We start from the raw sequence: 23,523 nt of genomic DNA on the forward strand, positions 1-23,523 counted from the left end.
GTGGGTTATTTTTGTTTGACGGAAACCCGTTTTTTAAACCCAGAATCCAAATTTAGACGTGATTAGGAAAAGGAGGGAACCGAATGAAAAATCTTCTGACGATAGCGGGCTCCGATTGCAGCGGTGGAGCCGGAATACAGGCGGATCTGAAAACCTTTGCCGCGCACGGTACGTTTGGTATGAGCGTAATTGTGTCCGTCGTCGCGGAAAATACGGAGCGTGTGATTTCGATCTGCGACATGGCGCCGTCCACGGTTGCAGACCAGATTGACGCAGTATTTGAGGATATTGCGGTTGACGGCGTAAAAATCGGGATGCTTTCCGGCTCGGAGCAGATGCGTACTGTCGCGCGGAAGCTGAAGCAATACCGGCCGCGCGGGGTGGTTGTCGACCCTGTGATGCTGGCAAAAGGAGGCTGTGCCCTGATGCAGCCGGAGGCGCTCCGGACCCTGAAAGAGGAGATTCTTCCTCTGGCCTGCGTTTTGACGCCGAATATACCGGAAGCGGAGGCCATGATCGGAAGGAAAATTGTTTCACCGGAGGATCGCCGTGCTGCCGCAAAGCTGATGTTTCAAATGGGCGCGGAAAATATCCTGATGAAAGGGGGGCATCTTTCCGGTGAAGCGGAGGACCTGCTGTTTGACGGCAGTCGGTTTTACACCTTTACACACAAAAGAATCGAAACAAAAAACACGCACGGCACGGGATGCACGCTGTCCTCCGCCATAGCGGCCAATCTGGCGCTGGGCCAAAACGTACCGGAAGCGGTCCGCGCGGCGAAGGAATATGTGACCGGGGCGATCGAGCATGCGCTGTCGATTGGAAAAGGCCACGGACCAACCAATCATTTTTACTTCATGAAAGGGATCAGAGAATGAGAGATTACAAAACACAGATGGAAGCAGCCAAAAAAGGAATTATAACGAAAGAATTAAAAACGGTCGCCGAAAAAGAGAACCTGGAACCGGAAAAACTTTTGGCAAAGGTCGCTTCGGGACGCGTTGTGATTCCGGCGAATATCGGCCATACGGCGCTTTCCCCGGAAGGAGTCGGGGAGGGGCTTTCGACAAAAATCAATGTAAATCTTGGAGTTTCGGGCGACTGCAAAAATTACGCGGTTGAACTGCAAAAAGCGGAGCTTGCGGCCCGGTTCGGCGCTCAGGCGATCATGGACTTGAGCAATTACGGAAAAACCCGGGAATTCCGCCGGAAGCTGATTGCGGAGTCCCCGGCGATGATCGGCACGGTTCCCGTTTATGACGCGGTCGGATACCTTGAAAAGGACCTGTTGGAAATCACCGCTCAGGATTTTTTGAAAGTGGTTGAGGCGCACGCAAAGGAGGGCGTGGATTTCATGACGATTCATGCCGGCATCAACCGGCGGGCGGTCGAATCGTTCCGCAGGCAGGGGAGAAAGATGAATATTGTTTCCCGGGGCGGTTCGCTGCTCTTCGCGTGGATGAAAATGACGGGAAATGAAAATCCGTTTTTTGAATATTATGACGAGGTTCTTGATATCCTGCGCGAATACGATGTGACGATCTCACTCGGTGACGCGTTAAGGCCGGGCTGCCTGGATGACAGCACCGACGCCGGGCAGATCGCCGAACTGATTGAAATCGGCCATTTGACCGAGCGTGCCTGGGAAAAGGACGTACAGGTGCTTGTGGAAGGCCCGGGCCACATGGCCATCAACGAAATCGCCGCCAACATGGCGCTGGAAAAACGCCTGTGCCACGGTGCGCCGTTCTATGTTCTCGGGCCGTTGGTAACGGATATCGCACCCGGCTACGACCACATTACGGCGGCGATCGGGGGGGCGATCGCCGCTTGCGCGGGTGCTGATTTTCTCTGTTATGTGACTCCGGCGGAACACTTGCGCCTGCCGGATCTGGACGATGTGAAAGAGGGAATCGTCGCAAGTCTGATCGCGGCGCACGCCGCGGATGTTGCAAAGGGAATCCCCAACGCGCGGGAGCGCGACAGTCAAATGGCAATGGCACGAAAGAATATGGACTGGGATGAGATTTTCCGTATTGCAATCGACGGCGAGAAAGCAAAGCGGTATTTTGAAAGCACACCGCCCGCCGACCGTCATACCTGCTCCATGTGCGGCAAAATGTGCGCCGTACGGACCACTAATCTAATCCTTGACGGGCAGAAAGTGGAATTTTGTTCCGAGAAATAAAACAGAGGAAGGTAACGTAATGGGCTTTACAGAGAAAAGTCTTTCTGCAGTTATTGAAAAAGTCAGATTCAATTCCCCCCTGGTACATAACATTACAAACTATGTTACGGTAAACGACTGCGCCAACGTGCTACTGGCGGTTGGCGCTTCCCCGATTATGGCGGACGATATTGGAGAGGCGGCGGAAATTACCGCGATTTCGTCAGCGCTGGTGCTTAATATAGGCACGTTGAACCGGCGTACGATTGAATCGATGATTGCTTCTGGAAAAAAGGCAAACGAAATCGGCGTTCCCGTGGTGCTTGACCCGGTTGGCGCCGGAGCTTCTTCGCTGCGGAACCGGACCGTTTTGGAACTTCTTGAGCGGATGCGGGTTCAGGTGATCAGAGGAAATCTGTCGGAAATATCCTTTCTGGCGGGACTGCACTACGCGACCAAAGGCGTGGACGCAGCGGAGTCAGACCGTGAAAACAACGCGGTAACCGTTGCAAAATCGGTTGCTGCCCAATATGGCTGTACCGCGGCGGTGACAGGCGCCGTGGATACGATATCCGACGGGAACAGAACGCTGAGAATCCACAATGGGCATTCAATGCTGTCCCGCGTGACCGGAACCGGGTGTATGACATCCGCTTTGACGGGGGCCTGCGCGGCAGTCACTCGGGATTTTTTGGCAGCCGCGGCCGCCGCGGTTGCCGCAATGGGAATTGCCGGAGAGCTTGCTTATGAATCCGCCGGAAACATCGGGACGGGCAGCTTCCATATTGCGGTAATCGACGCATTGAGCCGTTTGACCCAGACTCTGATTGAGAAGAGGGCGATGCTGGATGAGGCGTAAAATCGACTATACTCTTTATTTGTGCACAGATCGGAACCTGATGAGCACAAAAACTTTGGAAGAAGCGGTGGAGCAGGCGATCCTTGGGGGCTGCACGCTGGTCCAGCTGCGGGAGAAGGATATTTCCTCTCTGGAATTTTATCGCATGGCGGTCGGTGTAAAGAAAATCACCGACCGTTACGGGGTGCCGCTGATTGTCAACGACCGGGCCGATATCGCGCTCGCCGTCGGCGCGGACGGCGTTCACGCCGGGCAAAGCGATCTGCCGTGTAAAAATCTGAGGACAATTCTGGGACAGGATCGAATCGTCGGAATTTCCGCCGCGACTGTGGAGGAAGCCGTCCGGGCGCAGGGGGATGGCGCGGACTATGTCGGCGTCGGGGCCATGTTTCCGACCGGCACGAAAACGGACGCGAGGCCTGTTTCCATGGAAACGCTCGCGGAAATCCGGCGCGCCGTGACCATTCCGATCGTGGCAATCGGGGGAATCGGCCCTCAGAACGCCGGACGGTTTTGCGGCACGGGAGTCGACGGCCTAGCGGTGGTTTCGGCTATTCTTGCTCAGCCGGATATCACCTCGGCTGCGCGGGAGCTTCGCACGATTTTTCGCCGCGTATAACCCTTACTCTGAAAAAGCGGAGCCGTCCGAAAATGAATGCCCCGGTTTCTTGGGGCAATTCATTACGGACGGCTCTGTTTGTTATGCTTTTTTCAGATGCTCAGTATAGATTGTTACCGCGTCCTTCAGAAATTTTGTAAGGCCCGGCTGCAGCCGGTCATAATATGCGGTAAACCGCGGATCCTCCACATACATTTGAACCAGGCCGGCGTGGGCTTCGGGGGTATAATGATTCCAGGTGTAGGAAAGCCACCTCCGATGCAGATCGGCCGCATGCTGAGCGGTTTCTCCCGCCGGGTCGCCGGACTCAAAGGCTTTCAGCAAAGCACGGTTCAGCTCCTGCTCCAGCGCCTGAAACCGAACGTATTGTTCCTGCGTCATACCCAGCATTTTGCGGTTGCTTTGGTCAACGGCCTCATCTCCGTATTTTTCCCGGATCTCCTTGCCGTAACGCTGCTCGTTCTGCTCGACCAGCTTCGTTTTAAAGCCTTCAAATTTCTCTTTGTCTGCCATGAATATTTCTCCCTTCTCAAAGGCAAGCGTTTTTTCGACGTTGTGAATTAAAAGATTCAAACGGGCCCGCTGTTGAAGGAGAAGTTCGTGGTGCCGGCGAAGCGCCTCGGCGGCGTTGAATCCGGGCGAATCGAGGATCCCTCCGATTTCATCAAGACTGACGCCGAGTTCCCGGTAAAACAAAATCTGCTGCAGGCGCCTTACCTGTGAATCACCGTAGATTCGGTAACCGGAAGAACTCAGTCTTGCCGGTTTCAACAGGCCGATTTCATCGTAATACCTTAAAGTGCGTGTGCTGATGCCGGATAGGCTTGCAAATTTTTGTATGCTGTATTCCATTCAGCTCTTCTCCTTTCAAAGAAATCTTACAGCTTTACGCGGCGGTAATGTCAATACCTTATTTAAAAAAATTTAAAATAATTTTCAGTATGAGCATTGCCGGTATTGTCAAATGGGACAGATTCTAGTATAGTATTAACAGCCGAATTTTTCCGGCGCTTTTTTAGTTCATTTTTACCGCGCGGGCAGAAGTGCCGGCGCGTATTTTTAAATTTAAGAAACTGTTTGGAAAGGGACAAAAATGAAAGTATTGGCGCTCACCTCCCAAAAGCGGATTGAAAAATACACGGATTTTTCAAAAATTCCAAACAACTGGGAGCTGCTTTATCTTGACAGTGTCTATCGGGAGGAAGAAGCTCTTCGGATTGGAAAGACCGCGGACTTTATCATCGCCGATGCCGTCAGCCCTGTTTCACGCAACCTGATTGAGAATATGCCTAATTTGCGGGTGATTCACTCGGAGGGAGTCGGCTTTAACGGGATTGATACGCAGGCTGCAAGGGAAGCCGGTGTTTACGTCTGCAATAACGCTTCTCTGAACAGCGGAGCGGTAGCGGAACAGGCCATTTTACTGATGCTTGCTCTTCTTCGCCGGCTTCGGGAAGGGGACAGCCTGGTAAGGCAGGGAAAACAGGGGCAGGCCAAAATTTCCTTTATTCTCGACGGAATACCGGAACTCGAATCCTGCCATGTTGGAATTGTCGGTTTTGGCAGTATCGGCAGAGCGACCGCCAAACGTCTTGCGGCTTTCGGTTCGAAAGTAAGCTATTTCAGCAGGCACCGTCTGAGCGAGCAAGAGGAAAATGATTTTGGCGCCGAGTATCTTCCACTGGACGAGCTTGCGGCTTCCTGCGACATTATCAGCCTCCATTTGCCGGTAACGCCGGATACGATTGGATTTGTAAACGGCGATTTTTTGAAGAAAATGAAGCCTTCCGCGTTTCTGATTAACACGGCCAGAGGGGAAATTGTTGATCAGAACGCATTGGCGCAGGCATTGGAAGACGGAAGTATTGCCGGAGCCGGACTCGATACGCTTGATCCGGAACCTGCAACTCTCGAAAATCCGCTGCTGAATCTGAGCGACAGCTGTCGGTACCGGGTCCTATTTTCCCCGCATATCGGCGGCACGACGGACGGCGTTTTCTACAGTCTGCACCGGAACATTTGGAATAATCTGTTTCTGGCGGCGCAGGGAAAAAGGCCGAATAATATTGTCAACGGAATATAACGCTTAAATTATTTCTACATAAATTTACTCTCTCCCGTAAAACCCTTTTCTGAAATGCCAAATCGGATCATAGAATGAAGCGGGAGGGATCAACATGAATTTACCCAACAGCAGCGCCGAGGTAACCTTTCAGGAAAACAATCGGGAATTTTCTTACCGCGGTACCGTAGTTCTTACTCTGGCTGTCCAGTATCCGGAAATTCAGCTCAGGGAAAATCCAAACGCCCAGGCCAGAATCAATTCCCGGTTTCGGCAGCAGGGTGCGGAGTTTTCCCGGTATGCGGCGGCAACCCTGTACCGACAGGCAGTCAGGGATTATCACAGTGCGCAGGAGCATGATTATCCGTTCAGAACATACGACGCGGTGATGAAATATGAAATTACGCTGAACCAGGACTGTTATCTCAGCTCATACCGGGACCGGTATGAGTTTACGGGCGGTGCTCATGGCAATACAATCAGGGCTTCCGATACCTTCAGCCTGAAAAGCGGAAGAAGATTTTCGCTGTCCCATTTTTTCGCACCGGGTCAAAACTGCCGCCGTGTAGTTGCCTCAAAAATACTCAGGCAGGCGGAAGAAAATATGCGGCAAAATCCCGGTGTTTATTTTGATGATTACAAACATCTGATCCTGAAATATTTCAATCCTGAAAATTACTATTTGACTCCCGACGGGGTGACAATCTATTACCAGCAGTATGAAATTGCCCCTTATGCATCCGGAATTGTAACCTTTCTGATTCCGTATGATTCTCTTGGCATTGTGCTGTCCTGTTTGGGAAGAGTACCTCAGTTTTAAAAAAACGGACCGGGCGGCTTGCGGGCCGCCCGGTTGATTGATCAAGCATCGGATCTACTAAAATTTCAATATAGAAAATAGAAAGAGGAAAATTTTGAATCTCGATTTTTTACATCAGGGTACCGAGCAGCGAAGGGAACGGATTCTTCACGGAAACATTTTACAAACCCTCTTGATGCTGTCTATGCCCACGCTGATGATGAGCGTCATCCAGGCGATGCTTCCTTTGTCGGACGGACTTTTTATCAATAACGCGGCGGGTACGCTGGTGGCAAGCGCCGTTACATACAGCGAGCCGGTCATCAATATGATGGTGGCGCTGGCACAGGGGATCAGCGTGGCGGCAATGGCGGTGATCGGCCAGGCAAACGGCCAGGGTGACTTTAACAAGGTCCGGCATATCTCCGTGCAGGTGGTAGCATTTGCTTCCATTATAGGAATCTGTGCCGCGCCGTTATCGGCCTTGGTGGCATTTCCGGTCTCCGCGAACGTCGACCCGGAAATTTCGCATAATGTATTTCTTTACATCAGTCTTTATGCGTTTGTTTTGCCGTTTTCTTTTCTGGAGAGTATTTACAACGCGATTAAAAACGCGACGGGTAAGCCGGAAGCCACGTTTATCCGTATGGTGCTTTTACTGGTCCTAAAAATTCTATTTAACATTGTCTTTATCGTGATGCTTCGTCTGGGAATTGTGGGCTGTATTCTTTCTTCGCTTTTTTCCAACATCCTGATTTGCGTCTGGATGTTTTATGAGCTGTTTATCAAGAACGGAGAGGACAAGCTGTCGCTCCGCGGGTTCCGTTTCGACCGGGACCTGATCGTCCGGCTCGTCAGAATCGGGATTCCAGCCATGCTCGCAAGCCTGATGATGAATCTGGGATTTTTCCTGATTAACAACGAAACGCAGAAATACGGCGCCGTTGTTTTGAATGGCCAGGGCATTGCCAACAATATAACGGCGGTTTGTTTTAACCTTCCGGCGGCATTCGGTTCCGCCGTGACGACGATGGTCAGCATCAATATCGGGGCGGCGCAGCCCGAGAATGCGAAACGTTCCTGCCGGGTGGGATGTGTGGCAAGCGCCGTGACCGCCCTTGCGATTATCGCGGTGATCGTACCGCTTTCATCCCATCTTACCATCCTGTTTACCCAAAGGGCCGATGTCCTTGACATTGCGAACCGGGCTCTGCACATCTACACGTACTCCGTCGTCGGGTTCGGTGTCTGCATGGCGGTTCAGGGGGCGTTCATTGGTCTTGGCAAAACAACGGTTCCGCTCTTTCTCGGCATTCTTCGCATCTGGCTTTTGAGATATCTGTTTATTCTGGCTACGGAACAGTCGCTGCAGTATTATTCGGTTTTTTGGGGGAATCTTTTTTCCAATTACATGGCCGCGGTGATTTCGGTGGTTTTAATTCTTCGGGTAAAATGGGTATCAACCTTGACTTAAGAAGAATAATGTTTTTCTAGAACAGACGGCAAACTTAAAAAAGGGGCTGCTGCAAAATAGCCTCGTCGTAAAAAATGCACAGAAAATGCGCTTTGACTAGGCTTCTAAAGCCGTCTCAAGGCGCATTTTCTTGCTTTCAGGGCTGTTTATTTGTACAGTTAGCTATGCAAATCCATTTTGCAACAGCCCCATTGATATGCTCTGAATATTAAATCACCTGGGAAATGACAATGTTTGCCTGCGGCGTGACGGCTCCGTAGAGAACAGCCGCCCCCGTTGTGTTTACCAGCGCCAATGTGGATGGCGTTGTTCCGATTGTGACAAGTGCGCTTCCGGAAATTTGGCCGGTGGTGGCGGGCATGGTGCTCGGGATATCCGTCAATCCGTTTAGTCTCAGCGCAAAGGCAACGGAAGTAGGACCCGCGGTTCCGTCGATAGAGACCCACCAGTTGACCAGATAGGTGCCCGGAGCCGAAACGGTGAAAATGCCTGTTGCGGCTGCATAGGTGATGGATGGACTGGACGTGTTGAGAAGAGAGTCGAAGAGTACGTTCGCACCGCTTGCCAGTGTCGCGCCGGAGCTTCCCACCAGCTGCGCCTGAATTCCGGCCAGAACTCCCGCCGGTCCCGTCGGTCCGGTGTCGCCCGTCGGTCCGGTCGGGCCCGTTGGACCGAGAAGGCCGGTTGGCCCGGTAGGGCCGGTAGCCCCTGTTGGTCCGGTAGGCCCAGTTGGGCCGAGAATGCCTATGATGGAACCGGTTGGGCCTGTCGGCCCCGTCGGTCCAATACAGCAGCAGCATCTGTTGCTTCTGAAGGCTTCCTGATTTACTCCGGCATAATTTGGATCCGGGTTAAAACCACAAAAATTTCCTTGACCGTTTAACTGGTTTTGAAAATATGTGTAATATTCATTTGGATTTGTCCCGTTATACATATTACAATCTCCCATCTGTACAGTAATTCGTTTCTATAAATTGTTTAGTACATAATATGAAAGACTTAATATTTGGTTAAGAACGAATCGCGAAAGAGAGTCCCTTTTTCAAAAAAGAACGGGCAGGGCCGCCTCCGGTCTTAAAAAACCATTTAGGGCTGTTTCGGTTGAAGATCCGAATATTCTTTGTGGTCGGAGAACCACTTCTTTGCGTAGGAGCAGGTTAAGACAGCTTGTTTCCCTTCTTCGCGCAGTGTCTTTACGACTTCTTCCATTAAACGGGAAGCGATTCCCTGACCGCGTAGGGAATCGTCAACAAAGGTGTGGTTTATGTCTACAACTCCTTTCCGAATCTGAGGAAAGGTTACTTCCGCAACCGTTTTCCCGGCTTGATCCAGAAAAAATATTCGTTCCGGTTCATGTTTTAATTCCATTTTAAATCACCTCTTTTTTAAGTATAGCACGTCCAATTTATTTCATAAAGAACAGTTCCCGACAAAACTGCCGGGAACTGTCTGAATATAAAAAGCAGAGAGTTATCTTCTGCAAAAATAGCAGCTAAGGAAGCGGAAAAGTCTGCATAATTCTTGATTGTTCAACGCGCTCAGGTCGGCATTTGCCAGATTTCTCAGATCGGAAACGGCCTCAGTAAGACTATCGTTGGAAGCAAGGCTCTCAATCGTGTTTTCAAGATTGGAATCGTTGACGTCATCTTCCCTGAAACGGCGATAGCATGACATGAATTGCACCTCCTTTTCATTGAGCTCTATATACTATGACAAGTAGACGCAGCTTGTCAATATGGCTCATGGGAATAGGCGGAAGCTAAAATAACTGCCTAAAGACGGGGATTGTAATAAAATAAGGAGCGCACCCCATTGTACGCTCCCCGGGAGGGTCCGGAACAACTGCTCCTCACCTCGCACCCTTAGTATGGTCGTTCTTTCATTGATTTAAACGATACAGTAGAAAGGGATCAGTGCTTTTTTCCGGATGTTTGCTGATTGGGATGTTTTTTTACATAGGGATTGGCCGCTTGTACGGCTGGTCTTTTTGAAACCGGCGACGGAGCCACAGAGCGGATTCCTTCCTGCTTATGCGGCAAATTGCGGACTTGGGGACGAGCCCCGCATTTCTGTTGCTGTACCGGTGACTTTGGAGCAGGAGAACGCTGTGACATCGGTGACTGTGCGGACATCGGCGCAGGGGGCTTCGTCATTTTTCGGCGTGGTGGTTGCCTGTTGCAAGGTGTATTCCAAACAAATGGAAAAAATCCCATTGGCATGATCATTCAACTCCTTTTCCATATAATATGCGGAAAAAGCAGTGCTTGAACATAATCCCGAAAAATAGAAAACTCCGCATGAAACAAGAATTTCAGCCGCTCTGCTGCGGGCGGCTGAAATGTTGGAGGGAATATATGAAAAAGTTATATGAATCCTCAACCGAGAGGAGCTTATTGTCTGAATGGGTTTGTATCTAAATCTGAGTCTATTTTACCGATGTGATATGTACGAAACGTTGCAATTCGATGAAAAAATGCTGAGAGTTGCCCTGAATTTGCGGGACGGCTCCGGAAATTTTGTGTTTTGCCGGGTTTCTGCTATACTGAAAACATTCTGATATTCGGAGGAAATTATGCATGGAACTTGTGAAATCAATTTACCCGGAAATTCCGGCAGACCGGTACAAGCTGCTAGTACAGCAGATGAAAGTCCTTTTGGAAGGGGAAACGGATTGGGTCGCTAATCTTGCGAATGCGTCGGCTTTGCTGAACGGTGCTTTGCCGAACATCAACTGGGTAGGCTTCTACCGGCTTGTAAACGGAGAGCTTCTGCTCGGCCCGTTTCAGGGAAAGACGGCCTGCATCCATATCCCTTTTGGAAAGGGAGTGTGCGGAACGGCAGCCGCTAAGAATAAAACACAGGTGGTTGAGGATGTGCATCGTTTTGAAGGGCACATCGCTTGCGATTCCGATTCGGCCTCCGAATTGGTAATTCCTCTCTGTGTAAAGGACAAAGTGGTCGGGGTGCTCGATATTGACAGCCCGGTTTTAAATCGATTCAGCGATGAAGACGCGCGTGCGCTGGAAGAAATCGCAGAGTTGATTTCAGCCGGATGCGAATGGTCGTAATCATAAAAACCTTCCGGCTGTCTTCTGACGGCCGAAAGGCCTTTTTAATTTTGTAAGCAATTTGTTAGCAAAAAGGCTATGTTTTTTTATTATGCGATATTATTTGACACAGTAATCCTCGTAAGTACGATACGACTTTAGAACAAAACACATGAAAAAGTCCCGCCAAACCTGAGTTTTTCAGGAGTGGCGGGACTTTTGCTTTGGAGCTGCTAACGCGATTCGAACGCGTGACCTCGTCCTTACCAAGGACGTGCTCTGCCAACTGAGCCATAGCAGCATTGGCGACTCGGATCGGGATCGAACCGACGACCTCTAGCGTGACAGGCTAGCGTTCTAACCAGCTGAACTACCGAGCCATACTGCGTATTTGAGCAACGACAACGTATGTTATTATACTGAAACGTACAAAAATTGTCAACTTCAATTTTTTTAATTAATAAACGCAATATGTAGTATAAATACAATAAATAATAGATATTATGTAACAATATATTGATGTATATTATAGGAGCAGAAATAAAAAATTATTTTATCTTTTTATATGCTCAGAGAGAGATAAAATAGGACGAATTTCCGGCCGTGAAACAAGATTTGACAGAAACAGCGGACAGGGGAGTCTATAATTGAATTTAATCCGACAGGGGGAGAACTTCTTGAAGCAAACCATATACATAGATATTCTAGTCGGTGTGAATTTGTTCATCAATTATCTGCTGCTGCTTTGTGTTTCTAAATTTCTGGCGCTTCCTGCAAAACGGAAACGCCTTTTGGCAGCGGCTTTTCTTGGCGCGGCATATTCCCTGACGATCTTGTTGCCGGAAATCAATCCGGTTTTGTCTTTGCTTTTCAAGCTGATCATGTCCCTGAGCATCGTTGCCGCGGCTTTCGGGTTCCGTGGCCTTCGGGAATTGATTCGCCAGACGGTTGCTTTTTATTTAATCAGTTTTGCTTTTGCCGGCTTCATGCTGGTCTTGTGGTATTTTTTTGCCCCTCAGGGCTTGATGATTCGAAATTCGGTCGTTTATTTTAATATTTCGCCGCTTGCGCTGATTATCTTAACTGTTTTATGTTACGGCTTCATCCGTCTGTTCCAGCGAATCACAGGGCGGCAAATGCCGAAAAATCTGAACTGTCGGATTGTAGTCGACTGCGGGGGAAAGACCTGTGACTGCACTGCGCGGGTGGACACGGGAAATTCTTTAAGAGAACCGTTTTCCGGCAATCCTGTGACAGTGATTTACGAACCGGTGGTTGCGGGGATGATTCCGCCAAAGGACGGCCTGAATTTCCGGCTGATTCCCTTTGACGCGATTTCCGGCGGCGGGCTGCTGGAATCATTCCGCCCGGACCGGATGACGATTTGCGTCGGCAGGAAAAAAATTGTGACAAATAACGTCTATATTGCTGTATCAAAAACCAGATTCGGAGAATTCGACGCCCTGCTGAATCCGGATTTACTGCAAAAAACGTCCGACTAAATCTGGCCGTGGGCGGACGCGTTTATAAAGCCGCAGGCGGCAGCGGCAAAAGGGAATGAGTGGAAATGAACATGAATCGGCGAATAAGGGAATGGTACAACAGGCTGCTGCTGCTGTTTCATCGGCTGCGGCTGAACGGGCAGGTTCATTACATCAACGGGCCGGAAACGCTTCCTCCGCCGCTTACCAAGCCGGAGGAAGAGAAAGTCATGAACAATATCATGAACCATGTTCCCAATGCCCGCGAGCCGCTGATTACGCACAATCTTCGGCTGGTCGTCTACATCGCGAAGAAATTCGAATCCTCCAGCGCGAGCGTGGAGGACCTGATTTCCATCGGAACCATCGGGTTGATCAAGGCGGTGAACACATTCTGCCCCGAACGGAATATCAAACTGGCCACCTATGCGTCGCGCTGCATCGAAAATGAAATACTGATGTATCTGCGCAAAACCTCTCAGCTGAAAAACGAGATATCCATAGACGACCCCCTCAATGTTGACTGGGACGGCAACGAGCTGCTTCTTTCCGATATTCTGGGCAGCGACCAGAACGCGGTGAACGTAAATATAGAGGAAGAAGTGGAGCGCGATTTGCTGCGCAGCGCGGTTTCCCGGCTGGCTCCGCGCGAAAAGGAAATTATGCAGCTTCGGTTCGGGCTCAACAACCGCAGGGAACATACCCAGAAGGAAGTCGCCGACACGCTAGGTATTTCCCAGTCTTACATATCGCGCCTTGAAAAGAGGATTATAGAGCGCCTCAAAAAGGACCTGGAACGGGTCAGCTGAGAGGACGTGCGGATTCCGCCGCAGCGCGCAGAACCCGGTAAGCATCCAGCAGCTTTTCATAACTGTAAAACCGACAGTTGGCGGGGCTTGTCGAGGGCAGCGCCACGGCGGCGAGTCCGGTGTCTTCCAGGCAGAGCCTGCGGTAGAGAGCGGCGGCTTTTGATCCGGTCGTGAAGACGGTATGAATCCTGGTGCGGGCAAGAAGGGCCGCGATGTCATTCGGTACCGGTTCCCGAATGCTGCCGTCATCCGCACCTTCAATGACGCAGCTTTTCAGGACATCCCAGAGGGCGATTCTGTGACTGAGCAGAATCGCCCTCCTTTCATCGTTTGTTTTGGGAAGAGACAATTCGTACAGGTCGGCAAGGATGCGCCAGAAGCGGTTCTGGGGATGTGAATAATAAAACCCGTACTCTCTGGATTTGGGAGAGGGCATGGTTCCCAAAACCAGAACGCGCGAATTGCCGTTATAGACCGGTTCCAATGGATGGACAATGCGTTGTGTCAATCAGTTTTCCTCCTTTCCGCTTTTACATAATTCAGCAGAGCTTCCCGCTGATTCTCACAGTTGCCCTCGATGACCGCATCGAGCAACAGGGTGAGCAGGCGACCAACCTCAGCGCCCTCCGGAACTCCGGCAGCAATCAGGTCGCCGCCGTGAACGGCAAGATCGCTCAGGGAAAAGCATTGCTTTTCCCTGAGAATGGTTTCAAACATTTCCCGTATGTTCTCCAGAAGCGGAAGCTTTTCTTGGTCTTTCAAGCTTTTTGCCAGCGTATCCGCCCTGCGGACTTCGATCAGCATACGCAGGTTGTCTTCTCCCAGACGGTTCAGGCGCCGGCGCAGTATTTTTTCCCCACCGGACAGCGACAGGTCGTGCTGTCGGACCAGCAGTGCAACCGTGCCGATCATTTTTCGGCTGTACCTCAGGCGCTTTAAAATAATATCCGCCATTTTACCGCTTATCTCCGGATGACCGTAGAAATGGCCGATTCCGCTCTGATCCTCCGAGTAGCAGTACGGTTTTCCGAGGTCGTGCAGAAGCATGGTGAGCCGAAGCGTGGGATCGGCAGGCACGGCGGCAACACTCCTGATGGTGTGTTCCCACACATCGAAAATATGATGCGGGTTATTCTGAGGAAAATCGAAGGAAGCCCCGATTTCCGGAATGAATTCTTCAATGACACTCCGGTATTCCCGTAAGATACGCTCCGCTCCGGGTCCGCATAGGAGCTTTGTGAATTCGGAGCAAATCCGTTCCCGCGCGATTCCATCCAGCATGGTTCGGTTTCGATTCAGGCTTTCGGCTGTTTCAGGGTCGATTGTAAAATCCAGTACGGAGGCAAAACGCAAAGCCCGCAGGATCCTGAGGCCGTCCTCACGGAACCGGATGTCCGGGTTTCCGACGCAGCGAATCGTTCTCTGCTTCAGATCGTCCCGTCCGCCGAATCGATCCACAAGCTCGCCGGTTCTGCGGTATGCCATGGCATTGACGGTAAAGTCCCGTCGGGACAGATCCTCCGTCAACAGGCCGGTAAACGTAACTTCATCCGGTCTTCTGCCGTCGGAATAGGTTCCGTCGACGCGGTAGGTGGTCACTTCTATCGGCATTCCATTGCTGAGCACCGTGACCGTTCCGTGTTTCAGCCCGGTCTTGATGATTGAAAATCCGTCCAAAACGCGCATTGTTTCCTCCGGCGGAGCGGACGTTGCAACATCCCAGTCCGTCGGTGCTTTGCCAAGCAGGCTGTCACGGACACACCCTCCGACAACGCAGGCGTCGAATCCGCTGCGGGTCAGAATTTGCAGTACGGAATCGACCTGAGAGGGTATTTTGACAATCATGATGGTTCCTCGCTTTTCAATCAAATTCTGTCGAATCACAAGAAAGATTATTTGTGTTATGCCCTGCATGATCCTGCGCATTCATGGTAATAATGACATTGAAATGCGGCGGATGGGGGCGTGTGTGAAGTGCAATATAATAAAGTGGAAATCTGTGGGGTTAACACTTCGAAGCTGAAAGTTCTCACCGAAAAGGAAAAAATGGAGCTTCTTCGCCGCGTAAAGGACGGAGACATGAGGGCTCGGGACGAATTAATCAGCGGAAATCTCCGGCTTGTACTCAGTGTGATCCAGCGGTTCACCAACCGGGGAGAAAATTTGGACGATCTGTTTCAGGTGGGCTGCATCGGTCTGATCAAGGCAATCGATCACTTCGACATCAATCAGGGTGTTCGTTTTTCCACTTACGGCGTGCCGATGATCATCGGAGAAATCAGGCGGTATCTTCGCGACAACAACAGCATTCGCGTCAGTCGTTCCCTGAGGGACACCGCTTATAAGGCGATGCAGGTCAAAGAAAAAATGATGGCGAAGAACAGCAGGGAGCCGACGGTGGAGGAAATTGCGAAAGAACTGGATATGCCGCGGGAAGAGGTCGTCGTGGCGCTGGAATCCGTTGTTGAGCCTGTTTCTCTGTACGAACCGGTTTTCTCAGACGGCGGGGATACCATCTATGTGATGGATCAGGTCGGCGACAACAACGACGACAATAACTGGCTTGACGAGATCGCGCTGAAGGAAGCAATCAAAAATTTAAACAACCGGGAAAAGAACATTTTATCCATGCGCTATTTTCAGGGAAAAACCCAGATGGAGGTCGCTTCGGAGATTGGCATCAGTCAGGCCCAAGTCTCGCGCCTGGAAAAAGCCGCGCTTGATAAAATTAAAAAGGACATATAAAATACAGGGAGAAAGGTTCCTTTCTATTCGGGGGCCTTTCTCCTTCAGTTCATGCAGGAATACCCCGAAACCGAAATAAAAATTTTATCTATTGTAACATTTCTTTTCTTCGCAATCAAATAAATCCCATTCCCGGCATAAAAATGGGTATGGGGGGTATGGAAAATGACTTGCAGAATGTTTGACATGCGCCGGAAAGAGGTTATCAATATTAAAGACGGAATGCGTCTCGGCAGCGTAAGCGATATAGAATTCGATACGACAAATGCCAGAGTCGTGGCGGTCGTCATTTACGGGCGCCTTCGCCTGTTCGGGCTGCTGGGCAGGGAAGACGATATCGTAATTCGCTGGCAGGATATTCAGGTAATCGGTGACGATACGATTCTGGTTTCTTACAACAACTATCTGAAAGCGAAAAACTCCTCGCACAGCCTGGCGAATTTTCTGGGTTTCAAATAACGAGTCAAATGAAAAAAAGCTTGTATTTCGCCGTGTCTCATGCTATAATATTCCCGCTAAAACACACGTCGATGCCGGCCCGGGGTGCCCGAAAGGGTGGAGGGTTAATTTTCTGCTCGGCGGAGGAAAAACCAAGGAGGATTTAGCAATGGCAGTAGTATCCATGAAGCAGCTTTTGGAAGCAGGCGTCCATTTCGGACACCAGACAAGAAGATGGAACCCGAAAATGGCGGAGTACATCTTCACGGAACGCAACGGTATTTATATTATCGACCTGCAGAAAACCGTTCGCAAACTGGAGGATGCGTATAATTTTGTGCGCGATCTGTCAACGGACGGAAAGTCTGTGCTGTTTGTCGGAACGAAAAAGCAGGCTCAGGAATCCATTAAAAATGAAGCGGAACGCGCGGGCGCTTTCTATGTAAATGCGCGCTGGCTGGGCGGCATGCTCACGAATTTCCGTACAATCCGCCGCAGAATCGACCGTCTGAATCAGCTTAAGGCCATGGAAGAGGACGGTACTTTCGAACTGCTTCCCAAGAAAGAAGTCGGCAAACTGAAACTTGAGATCGAGAAACTCGAAAAGTTCCTCGGCGGTATTAAAGATATGAAGAGCCTTCCCGGCGCGTTGTTTATCGTGGACCCGAGGAAGGAAAGAATTGCGGTCGCAGAGGCAAGAAAACTGAATATTCCGATTGTTGCGATTGTTGACACGAACTGCGACCCGGACGAAATTGATTATGTTATTCCGGGCAACGACGACGCAATCCGTGCCGTGAAACTGATTTCTGAGACAATGGCGAACGCAATTATTGAAGGCAGAGAAGGCCGTATGGGCGCAGCTGCCGCAGCGGAAAAGGAAGACGAGTCTGACGGAAGCGTCAAGGAATAATCCTTTTTCAACTGAAAACAAAATGAATGAAGCGGAGGAATATAACATGGCTTTTACAGCTAAAGATGTCGCGGCCCTTCGCGCTAAGACAGGCTGCGGAATGATGGATTGCAAAAAAGCGCTGGACGCTTCCGGCGGGGACATGGACAAGGCGATTGATTTTCTGCGTGAAAAAGGTCTTGCCGCCGCAACGAAAAAAGCGGACCGTATTGCGGCAGAAGGTGTCGCATACGTTGCGCTGAATGACGCCGGCAACATCGGCGTGGTGATTGAAGTGAACGCGGAAACTGACTTTGTGGCAAAGAACGCGGAATTCCAGGAATTTGTCAAGACCTGCGCAAACACCGTGATTGAGCAGAATCCCGCGGATGTGGAAACTTTGCTTCAGTGCAAGGCTTCCGGCTCCAATGAAACAATCGACGCGATTTTGAAAGAGAAGATTCTTAAAATCGGCGAAAATATAAAAGTGCGCCGTTTCCGTCGGATGGAAGGCGCGCTGGGCGCCTATATTCACGCGGACGGAAAGATCGGTGTCCTTACCAAATTTGACACAACCGCTGAAATCGCCGCAAAACCGGAATTTCAGGAATATGCGAAGGATGTCTGCATGCAGATTGCCGCGATTGTACCGCAGTTTCTGGATGAGGAAAGCGTTCCGGCAGATGTTGTCGAACATGAGAAGAGCATTCTGAAACAGCAGATTATCGATTCCGGTAAACCGGCTGCGATCGCGGATAAAATTGTGACCGGCAGATTGCAGAAATTCTTTAAGGAAGTTTGCCTTGTCGACCAGCTTTATGTAAAGGATGACAAGCTGACCATTAAGGATTTTACGGACCAGACTGCGAAGAAGCTCGGCGGCATCATCAAAATCGTCGACTTTGCACGCTTTGAAAAGGGCGAAGGCCTTGAAAAACGTCAGGATAATTTTGCGGATGAAGTCGCGGGCATGGTTAAATAATTTATTCAATTCGGTTTTTGGCAGCGCAGATTGAATCTGCGCTGCTTTTTGTTACCATTCAAGAACTCCCGGTTATGACTTGACGCTTAGAAGAGCTAAAATGCAAGCTGCGCCTTGTCTGCAATTCTGCTGATTGCGGAAAGCGGAATAGACATTTTATGAAACGCGAAGGGCTTTGGCGGGGAGAAGACGCAGCCCCTCCCGCGTTGGCCCGCTTCCGCACAAAATTGCTTACAATTTTAAGTTTGTTACTGTGCGGGAGGGGGCAGGGGGCGAGCAGCGACGCTGCAAGTGTAAGATACTCCGAATGCCTTGAGGCGCAGTCGGTAAAACAGGGCTTTGCCCACATAGGAAGAACCCCCGGCTATGTGCCGGGGGTGTAACTATTGTTTTGGGGGCAGATCATATGGACCGTACAATAAAAGTTCAAAGATCAAAACGAAAAACGATGTCGCTTTCCGTAAACAGAAACGGAGAGATCATTGTGAAAGCTCCCTTATTTCTGAAAAACGAGGTCATAGAGGAGTTTATCAGGAAACATGAGCTGTGGTTGGTAAAGCAGCTTCGTCTTCGGGACGAACGGGTCGCAAGGGAGCGGGCGCTGGCACTGACCCCTGAAAAAATAGCGGCGCTGAAGGAACGGGCACGGACTGTTTTGAGCGAAAGGGTAAATTATTACAGTAAAATCATGGGGGTTCATCCTGCCGGACTGAAAATCACCTCCGCCAGAACGCGCTGGGGCTCCTGCAGCGCAATAAATGCTCTTTGCTTTTCTTATCGCCTGATTTTGCTGGAGCCGGATGCCGTCGATTATGTTGTCGTACATGAGCTTGCACACATTCGGGAAAAAAATCACGGCCCCGGATTTTACCGGGAAGTAGAAAAATATCTTCCGGATTACCGAAGACGGATTCAACTGCTCAAGGAAAGTCAAAATAAAATCGGTTTATGACACATTATGCAAACGGACTCCGGCTTGTCCGCCGGAGTCCGTTTCGAATCACTCAGCTGCTTTCACCGGAGTAAAGGAATATGTTTCCGGAGATGGTTTTGGTTCCGGCGGGGTACATTTCAGCGCAACGGGGGCGCTCGGAAGGTCCTCTTCTTCCTGAAGCTTGAATTTTTTTGTGAGCTCGTGGAGCTTTTGGGATTGCAGAGACAGATCATGACTGGCCGCGGCGTTTTCTTCGGAAGCCGCGGAATTTTTTTGCACTACTTCCGCAATTTGGACGATTCCGGACGTTACTTCGGATACGGCGTTTGCCTCATCGCCGGTGGATTTGGAGATTTCATCGATCAGCCGCGTCGATTCTTCCGTGCTTTTCTGAAACTTACGGAAAGCAGCTGCCGTGGAATCAACGGCCTGCATGCCCTTATTCACAAGAGAAATCGAATTTTCAATCAGCAGGGAAGACTGCTTTGCCGCCTGAGAGCTTTTTACAGCGAGATTTCTCACTTCATCCGCCACAACGGCGAAGCCTTTTCCGGCTTCACCGGCTCTGGCGGATTCCACGGCTGCGTTTAGGGCCAGAATATTTGTCTGGAATGCAATTTCGTCGATGGTTTTAATGATCTTCCTGATTTGTTCGGAGGATCCGTTAATATCGTTCATTGCGGCAAGCAGACCGTTGACGTCCCGGTTGCCCGCTTCCATTTCTTCGAAAGATTTTTTGGAAATGGAACTCGCAAGGGCGGCATTGTCCGCCGTCTTTTTAATTTGTGTGGAGATTTTTTCGATCGTATCAGACAACAGCTCCGTTGTGCCTGCCTGTTCCGCCGCTCCCTGAGATAGGGAGGAGGCGCCGTCGGCGATTTGTCTGGAACGACTTTCAATGGATTCCGCGGCGGCGTTGATGTCATGGAACACATGGTTCAACGATTGACAAATCGTATTCAAAGCCCGTTTGATTTCGATAAAATCGCCTAAATATTCTTTCTCGGTTCTTACGGTCAGGTCACCGCCGGAAACCGCGCTGAGAATGTCGGAAATTTCACCGATATAAGCCTGCAAACCGGATACGGTGTTTTCCAGTGCCGAAACAACCTGCCCGACCTCGTCCCTGGAATGAACGGTAAGAGCAACGACGCTTTGATCAGTTAAGCCGATTTCCCCATGTTCCATATGGTTCGCAAGGAATACGACCTGTTCCAGCGGAGTCTTCACCCTCTTTTTGATGAAGCGTCTTAAAATCAATATTGCGGTCAGCATGAAAGCAACGCCTACAAGAATCGCGAATAAAATCATCGTGTTCTGCGTTTGCTCGATGCCTGAAATGTTTTTGCCTGTGAACAAAGCCCCAACGGCATTTCCGTTATAGCCGATGATCGGCATGTAACCGGAGATATAACTGCATCCTGAGATGTTTTCCTTGGAAAGATAGTTTTGCTTTTGCTGAATCACTTTTTCTTGAACATCCTGCTCCATTTTTAAACCGTTTTGCCGAATTTTATCCTTTGATGCCGTTGTATTAATTTGCTCGTTGCCCAGAAAAACTGAAAATTCACAGCCGGTGCTACTTTTCAGCCGGTCGAGAAAATTTGTCTCCACCGTGGAATCGGATACGCTTTGCAGGGAACACACAGCTGAAACGCATCCAATTACGGTTTTGTCCTCTTCAATCGGGGCACCGTAGCAAACACACAGCATTTTCCCGGTTAAAACCTCATTGACCAGCGCTTTTTGATTCTTTAATGCCTGCTTAATATGCTGCAGGCCGGAGAGATCGTTCAGCTCCAGCTCATTGTCTGACGAGGCAATGATTTTCCCGTTTTTGTCCGTAAGAAAGGCATAGCTCAGACCATAGGACAGCACATCGCTTTTCAGAGCCGATGCCATTCCGTAATTGTTTTTTTCCTTCACCGCACGGATCAGGTCGGGATTTTCGGAAAGATCATTTCCGGCACTCTGTACGTCGCTGTCGAAATCCTTTATCGTTTCAGACAGCCCGTTCAGCGCAACGGCGCAGTCCTGCCGGTAAGACTTTTCAAACGCGCGGTTTGTAAAGACGCTCATGATGAATATGACAACGGTCAGAGTGACTGCCAGCAGTACAGCAAAAAACACGGATAATGCAGAACTCAGATTTTTCCATTTGCTTTTCATACGACTCACTCCTTTTTTTAAATGATCCTTAATTCTCCCTGAATTTACTCGTAATCCTTCAGATTTTGTTTTGTAATCATTTGATAAGGAATGTAGACGTAATGCTGGTTTTTTAGTTCGACTGTTTTGGGAATCTTTTGTCCGCAGGCCAGAGCATAGGATAAATCCATGATGGCGTCCGCCTGCTTTTTTGCATCGTTATACACCGTGCCAAGCATGGAACTGTCTTTCACTGCCTCCAGACCGGGCTGTGTGCCGTCGACTCCGACTACGACCGGTGCTCTTTTCAGGGAACTTCCTTGAATCGCGTCGATGGCGCCGAGCGCCATGTCGTCGTTATTGGAAAACACGACCTCGATTCTATCACCGTACTGTTTGATCCACTGTGTCATTTTAGCGGTAGCCTGTGCGCGCTGCCAGTTTGCCGTGTCGTTCGCAAGTTTTTCAACCTGAATGCCTGATTCAATCAGATATTTAATGGAATATTCCGTACGGAGCAAAGCGTCCTGGTGTCCCTGTTCCCCTTCCAGCATGACATACTGGATTTTTCCGTCTTTGTTTCTGTCAATGAGGTCGGGGTTTTCATGAAAAGCGTTGCCGATGATCTTGCCCTGTATGGTGCCGGACTGAGCCGCATCCGCCCCAACATAGTAAACCTTATTCCACATACGCACGTCCTCTTCAACAGGTTCCCTGTTGAAGAACACTACGGGGATATTGGCTTTTTTAGCTTTATTGATGATTGTGGACGCTACGGTGCGGTCCACCATGTTCACACAGATGACCGAATAGTTTTTAGAAAGGAAACGGTCCACTTGATCATCCTGAATGGCCTGACTTGACTGACTGTCGGCAATATTCAAAATGATTTTTTTGCCGCTTTCGGATTCCTCCTTTTTTACGGCTGATTCCAGGTAGGTATCGACGGACTGTATAAACGTGTCGTCCTTTCGGTAAATGGTGACCCCGATTTTAATGGTCTTGACCGGGACACTTTCTGATGCACAGGAACCAAGCATTCCGGATAAAACGGTCAAAATGCAAATAACCGCCCGCTTCCAACTCCTCATTTTTTCATCTCCCTGTCAACTTACAAACGGAAACAGCATATATTCGTTTTCGGGGTGATACATATTTGAACTGTCAGAGATAACGAAATTAATGTTCATATTTTTGCACGGAATGTGATTGATGCGGTCGACTGCCATTTTGATTCCCAGATACCCGATCCCATATTGATTTTCCACACCGATTGCTTGAATGACACCTTCTTCCAGCAGAGAGACAATCGAACTGCTCCGACCGACTCCAAAAATTTGAGTATTCGCAGCGGCCTTGGATTTCAGAACTTTTTCAGCCTTTCCAAAGAGCTCCAGAGTCGCACTGTCCGCAGCAATGAAAACTTCTCCTTTGTGTTGGAGCAGGATTCTTTCGGCATGGCCTGGGGCATCCTGTGAAAGATCTGAAAAATCCAGATAAGAGGGCTTGGCGCCAGCATCTTTCAAAACCTTTTCCACGCCGCCGCAAAACTCCGGACTGTTTTTTCGATTCAATATCACAAAACGTTGAGAGGAATTCTGTTTCTGTAAGATTTCTTTCGCCAAATTCTGCCCTAGCTGGTCGTTGTTACAGGAGATGTTAACGAGGTCGGACAAATTAGAGAGGGAGGACTGCAGGACAATCACGGGAACTATTTTGTCCCCTTCCTTCATTGGTTTTATCAAGTTGGGGGAATCAACCGGCATGATCAGCACCGCGTTTGCACCGTTATTGATTTCCCGTTTCAAAAGCTCAATCTGCTGATTCGCGTCATTGTCGCTGGTCAATGTGTAAAAGCTGATGTCAGCATTCATCTCATCCGCGGCTTTTTCAATTCCAGACTTCATAACAGACAAATTTTCGGTGCTTTTTCCCGAACAAATAACGGAAATTGCATAGGGCTCGCTGGTGGACTTTGTGCCGTTGTTGTTTAGATAAAGATAATAGCCTGACAGGATCAGCAGCAGGATGAAAAAGATGATGAGTTTGTTTCGTGACACCCGGCTT

24 protein-coding genes and 2 tRNA genes are annotated in these 23,523 nt (G+C 49.7%); 15 read left to right on the top strand and 11 right to left on the bottom strand.

Annotation, left to right across the window (positions count from 1 at the left end; all coding sequences use genetic code 11):
• Positions 1 to 83: 83 nt before the first annotated feature.
• From thiD to thiE, 4 genes are read left to right on the top strand one after another with little or no spacing between them, the layout of a single operon-like run.
• Complete coding sequence (thiD, locus tag ACLQ3M_RS10365) at positions 84 to 878, top strand: bifunctional hydroxymethylpyrimidine kinase/phosphomethylpyrimidine kinase (protein WP_411677611.1); 795 nt, start codon at positions 84 to 86, stop codon at positions 876 to 878.
• A complete protein-coding gene (gene thiC / locus ACLQ3M_RS10370) occupies positions 875 to 2,188 on the top strand; it encodes a phosphomethylpyrimidine synthase ThiC (RefSeq protein WP_411677612.1) in 1,314 nt (437 codons plus the stop codon). The genes thiD and thiC overlap by 4 nt, the downstream gene beginning before the upstream one ends.
• A gap of 19 nt (positions 2,189 to 2,207) precedes the next feature.
• On the top strand, positions 2,208 to 3,026 hold the full coding sequence (thiM, locus tag ACLQ3M_RS10375; RefSeq protein WP_411677613.1) for a hydroxyethylthiazole kinase: 819 nt from the start codon (positions 2,208 to 2,210) through the stop codon (positions 3,024 to 3,026).
• Complete coding sequence (gene thiE / locus ACLQ3M_RS10380; protein ID WP_411677614.1) at positions 3,016 to 3,645, top strand: thiamine phosphate synthase; 630 nt, start codon at positions 3,016 to 3,018, stop codon at positions 3,643 to 3,645. Before thiM ends, thiE begins: the two co-directional genes overlap by 11 nt.
• Positions 3,646 to 3,726: 81 nt before the next feature.
• On the opposite strand, the gene ACLQ3M_RS10385 is transcribed toward thiE, so the two are convergent.
• Positions 3,727 to 4,497, bottom strand: coding sequence for a MerR family transcriptional regulator (locus ACLQ3M_RS10385; RefSeq protein ID WP_411677616.1), 771 nt, complete (start codon positions 4,495 to 4,497; stop codon positions 3,727 to 3,729).
• A gap of 241 nt (positions 4,498 to 4,738) precedes the next feature.
• Here ACLQ3M_RS10385 and ACLQ3M_RS10390 point away from each other — a divergent pair, with 241 nt between their 5' ends.
• The 3 genes from ACLQ3M_RS10390 (at position 4,739) to ACLQ3M_RS10400 (ending at position 7,980) form a co-directional block, all read left to right on the top strand.
• A complete protein-coding gene (locus ACLQ3M_RS10390; protein WP_411677617.1) occupies positions 4,739 to 5,728 on the top strand; it encodes a 2-hydroxyacid dehydrogenase in 990 nt (329 codons plus the stop codon).
• A gap of 94 nt (positions 5,729 to 5,822) precedes the next feature.
• Positions 5,823 to 6,527, top strand: a complete 705-nt coding sequence (locus ACLQ3M_RS10395; protein WP_411677618.1) for a DUF3298 and DUF4163 domain-containing protein — start codon at positions 5,823 to 5,825, stop codon at positions 6,525 to 6,527.
• A gap of 94 nt (positions 6,528 to 6,621) precedes the next feature.
• Entirely contained in the window at positions 6,622 to 7,980 is a 1,359-nt protein-coding gene (locus tag ACLQ3M_RS10400; RefSeq protein WP_411677619.1) for an MATE family efflux transporter, read from the top strand.
• A gap of 208 nt (positions 7,981 to 8,188) precedes the next feature.
• On the opposite strand, the gene ACLQ3M_RS10405 is transcribed toward ACLQ3M_RS10400, so the two are convergent.
• The 3 genes from ACLQ3M_RS10405 to ACLQ3M_RS10415 all read right to left on the bottom strand — a co-directional run bounded on the left by ACLQ3M_RS10405 (position 8,189) and on the right by ACLQ3M_RS10415 (position 9,654).
• Entirely contained in the window at positions 8,189 to 8,914 is a 726-nt protein-coding gene (locus ACLQ3M_RS10405; RefSeq protein ID WP_411677620.1) for a hypothetical protein, read from the bottom strand.
• Between the two features lie 152 nt (positions 8,915 to 9,066).
• Complete coding sequence (locus ACLQ3M_RS10410) at positions 9,067 to 9,348, bottom strand: GNAT family N-acetyltransferase (protein ID WP_411677622.1); 282 nt, start codon at positions 9,346 to 9,348, stop codon at positions 9,067 to 9,069.
• A 102-nt stretch (positions 9,349 to 9,450) separates the two neighbouring features.
• Complete coding sequence (locus ACLQ3M_RS10415) at positions 9,451 to 9,654, bottom strand: hypothetical protein (protein WP_411677623.1); 204 nt, start codon at positions 9,652 to 9,654, stop codon at positions 9,451 to 9,453.
• 902 nt (positions 9,655 to 10,556) lie between these two features.
• Here ACLQ3M_RS10415 and ACLQ3M_RS10420 point away from each other — a divergent pair.
• Positions 10,557 to 11,048: a GAF domain-containing protein gene (locus ACLQ3M_RS10420; RefSeq protein WP_411677624.1), complete on the top strand. Its 492-nt coding sequence runs from the start codon at positions 10,557 to 10,559 to the stop codon at positions 11,046 to 11,048.
• A 204-nt stretch (positions 11,049 to 11,252) separates the two neighbouring features.
• Here the strand turns inward: ACLQ3M_RS10420 and ACLQ3M_RS10425 are convergent.
• Positions 11,253 to 11,328: transfer RNA gene (locus ACLQ3M_RS10425), tRNA-Thr, on the bottom strand.
• 2 nt (positions 11,329 to 11,330) lie between these two features.
• Positions 11,331 to 11,407 (bottom strand) — tRNA-Asp (locus ACLQ3M_RS10430).
• A 297-nt stretch (positions 11,408 to 11,704) separates the two neighbouring features.
• Here ACLQ3M_RS10430 and ACLQ3M_RS10435 point away from each other — a divergent pair.
• Both ACLQ3M_RS10435 and sigE read left to right on the top strand, forming a co-directional pair.
• Positions 11,705 to 12,529 (top strand): sigma-E processing peptidase SpoIIGA, encoded by an 825-nt coding sequence (locus ACLQ3M_RS10435; RefSeq protein WP_411677625.1) that lies wholly within the window; start codon positions 11,705 to 11,707, stop codon positions 12,527 to 12,529.
• Positions 12,530 to 12,594: 65 nt separating this feature from the next.
• A complete protein-coding gene (gene sigE, locus ACLQ3M_RS10440) occupies positions 12,595 to 13,317 on the top strand; it encodes an RNA polymerase sporulation sigma factor SigE (protein WP_411677626.1) in 723 nt (240 codons plus the stop codon).
• On the opposite strand, the gene ACLQ3M_RS10445 is transcribed toward sigE, so the two are convergent.
• Entirely contained in the window at positions 13,310 to 13,825 is a 516-nt protein-coding gene (locus tag ACLQ3M_RS10445) for a DNA-deoxyinosine glycosylase (RefSeq protein ID WP_411677627.1), read from the bottom strand. The two genes, sigE and ACLQ3M_RS10445, sit on opposite strands and share 8 nt — an antisense overlap.
• Positions 13,822 to 15,162: a CCA tRNA nucleotidyltransferase gene (locus tag ACLQ3M_RS10450; RefSeq protein WP_411677628.1), complete on the bottom strand. Its 1,341-nt coding sequence runs from the start codon at positions 15,160 to 15,162 to the stop codon at positions 13,822 to 13,824. The genes ACLQ3M_RS10445 and ACLQ3M_RS10450 overlap by 4 nt, the downstream gene beginning before the upstream one ends.
• 129 nt (positions 15,163 to 15,291) lie before the next feature.
• Here ACLQ3M_RS10450 and sigG point away from each other — a divergent pair, with 129 nt between their 5' ends.
• The 5 genes from sigG (at position 15,292) to ACLQ3M_RS10475 (ending at position 19,326) form a co-directional block, all read left to right on the top strand.
• Positions 15,292 to 16,062 carry an RNA polymerase sporulation sigma factor SigG gene (sigG, locus tag ACLQ3M_RS10455; protein ID WP_066643820.1) on the top strand — a complete coding sequence of 257 codons (771 nt, stop codon included), beginning with the start codon at positions 15,292 to 15,294 and terminating at the stop codon, positions 16,060 to 16,062.
• Between the two features lie 165 nt (positions 16,063 to 16,227).
• On the top strand, positions 16,228 to 16,521 hold the full coding sequence (locus ACLQ3M_RS10460; RefSeq protein ID WP_066643821.1) for a YlmC/YmxH family sporulation protein: 294 nt from the start codon (positions 16,228 to 16,230) through the stop codon (positions 16,519 to 16,521).
• Between the two features lie 148 nt (positions 16,522 to 16,669).
• Positions 16,670 to 17,413 carry a 30S ribosomal protein S2 gene (gene rpsB, locus ACLQ3M_RS10465; protein ID WP_411677629.1) on the top strand — a complete coding sequence of 248 codons (744 nt, stop codon included), beginning with the start codon at positions 16,670 to 16,672 and terminating at the stop codon, positions 17,411 to 17,413.
• 46 nt (positions 17,414 to 17,459) lie between these two features.
• Complete coding sequence (tsf, locus tag ACLQ3M_RS10470; RefSeq protein WP_411677630.1) at positions 17,460 to 18,374, top strand: translation elongation factor Ts; 915 nt, start codon at positions 17,460 to 17,462, stop codon at positions 18,372 to 18,374.
• A 406-nt stretch (positions 18,375 to 18,780) separates the two neighbouring features.
• Positions 18,781 to 19,326 (top strand): M48 family metallopeptidase, encoded by a 546-nt coding sequence (locus tag ACLQ3M_RS10475; RefSeq protein ID WP_411677631.1) that lies wholly within the window; start codon positions 18,781 to 18,783, stop codon positions 19,324 to 19,326.
• A 48-nt stretch (positions 19,327 to 19,374) separates the two neighbouring features.
• On the opposite strand, the gene ACLQ3M_RS10480 is transcribed toward ACLQ3M_RS10475, so the two are convergent.
• Genes ACLQ3M_RS10480 through ACLQ3M_RS10490 form a run of 3 tightly spaced genes read right to left on the bottom strand, consistent with a single transcriptional unit; the run spans position 19,375 to position 23,516 of the window.
• Entirely contained in the window at positions 19,375 to 21,477 is a 2,103-nt protein-coding gene (locus tag ACLQ3M_RS10480) for a methyl-accepting chemotaxis protein (protein ID WP_411677633.1), read from the bottom strand.
• A 44-nt stretch (positions 21,478 to 21,521) separates the two neighbouring features.
• Positions 21,522 to 22,547, bottom strand: coding sequence for a galactose ABC transporter substrate-binding protein (locus ACLQ3M_RS10485; RefSeq protein WP_411677634.1), 1,026 nt, complete (start codon positions 22,545 to 22,547; stop codon positions 21,522 to 21,524).
• A 15-nt stretch (positions 22,548 to 22,562) separates the two neighbouring features.
• Positions 22,563 to 23,516, bottom strand: a complete 954-nt coding sequence (locus ACLQ3M_RS10490) for a substrate-binding domain-containing protein (protein ID WP_411677635.1) — start codon at positions 23,514 to 23,516, stop codon at positions 22,563 to 22,565.
• Positions 23,517 to 23,523 lie beyond the last annotated feature (7 nt).

The sequence above is a fragment of the Caproicibacter sp. genome (assembly GCF_046707225.1).
Taxonomy (GTDB): domain Bacteria; phylum Bacillota; class Clostridia; order Oscillospirales; family Acutalibacteraceae; genus Caproicibacter.

What these genes read in the sequence shown, in the direction of transcription:
- thiD (WP_411677611.1), top strand. Translation starts at nt 84, where the DNA reads ATGAAAAATCTTCTGACGATAGCGGGCTCCGATTGCAGCGGTGGAGCC.
- thiC (WP_411677612.1), top strand. Translation starts at nt 875, where the DNA reads ATGAGAGATTACAAAACACAGATGGAAGCAGCCAAAAAAGGAATTATA.
- thiM (WP_411677613.1), top strand. Translation starts at nt 2,208, where the DNA reads ATGGGCTTTACAGAGAAAAGTCTTTCTGCAGTTATTGAAAAAGTCAGA.
- thiE (WP_411677614.1), top strand. Translation starts at nt 3,016, where the DNA reads ATGAGGCGTAAAATCGACTATACTCTTTATTTGTGCACAGATCGGAAC.
- ACLQ3M_RS10385 (WP_411677616.1), bottom strand. Translation starts at nt 4,497, where the DNA reads ATGGAATACAGCATACAAAAATTTGCAAGCCTATCCGGCATCAGCACA.
- ACLQ3M_RS10390 (WP_411677617.1), top strand. Translation starts at nt 4,739, where the DNA reads ATGAAAGTATTGGCGCTCACCTCCCAAAAGCGGATTGAAAAATACACG.
- ACLQ3M_RS10395 (WP_411677618.1), top strand. Translation starts at nt 5,823, where the DNA reads ATGAATTTACCCAACAGCAGCGCCGAGGTAACCTTTCAGGAAAACAAT.
- ACLQ3M_RS10405 (WP_411677620.1), bottom strand. Translation starts at nt 8,914, where the DNA reads ATGTATAACGGGACAAATCCAAATGAATATTACACATATTTTCAAAAC.
- ACLQ3M_RS10410 (WP_411677622.1), bottom strand. Translation starts at nt 9,348, where the DNA reads ATGGAATTAAAACATGAACCGGAACGAATATTTTTTCTGGATCAAGCC.
- ACLQ3M_RS10415 (WP_411677623.1), bottom strand. Translation starts at nt 9,654, where the DNA reads ATGTCATGCTATCGCCGTTTCAGGGAAGATGACGTCAACGATTCCAAT.
- ACLQ3M_RS10420 (WP_411677624.1), top strand. Translation starts at nt 10,557, where the DNA reads ATGGAACTTGTGAAATCAATTTACCCGGAAATTCCGGCAGACCGGTAC.
- sigE (WP_411677626.1), top strand. Translation starts at nt 12,595, where the DNA reads ATGAACATGAATCGGCGAATAAGGGAATGGTACAACAGGCTGCTGCTG.
- ACLQ3M_RS10450 (WP_411677628.1), bottom strand. Translation starts at nt 15,162, where the DNA reads ATGATTGTCAAAATACCCTCTCAGGTCGATTCCGTACTGCAAATTCTG.
- ACLQ3M_RS10460 (WP_066643821.1), top strand. Translation starts at nt 16,228, where the DNA reads ATGACTTGCAGAATGTTTGACATGCGCCGGAAAGAGGTTATCAATATT.
- rpsB (WP_411677629.1), top strand. Translation starts at nt 16,670, where the DNA reads ATGGCAGTAGTATCCATGAAGCAGCTTTTGGAAGCAGGCGTCCATTTC.
- tsf (WP_411677630.1), top strand. Translation starts at nt 17,460, where the DNA reads ATGGCTTTTACAGCTAAAGATGTCGCGGCCCTTCGCGCTAAGACAGGC.
- ACLQ3M_RS10475 (WP_411677631.1), top strand. Translation starts at nt 18,781, where the DNA reads ATGGACCGTACAATAAAAGTTCAAAGATCAAAACGAAAAACGATGTCG.
- ACLQ3M_RS10480 (WP_411677633.1), bottom strand. Translation starts at nt 21,477, where the DNA reads ATGAAAAGCAAATGGAAAAATCTGAGTTCTGCATTATCCGTGTTTTTT.
- ACLQ3M_RS10485 (WP_411677634.1), bottom strand. Translation starts at nt 22,547, where the DNA reads ATGAGGAGTTGGAAGCGGGCGGTTATTTGCATTTTGACCGTTTTATCC.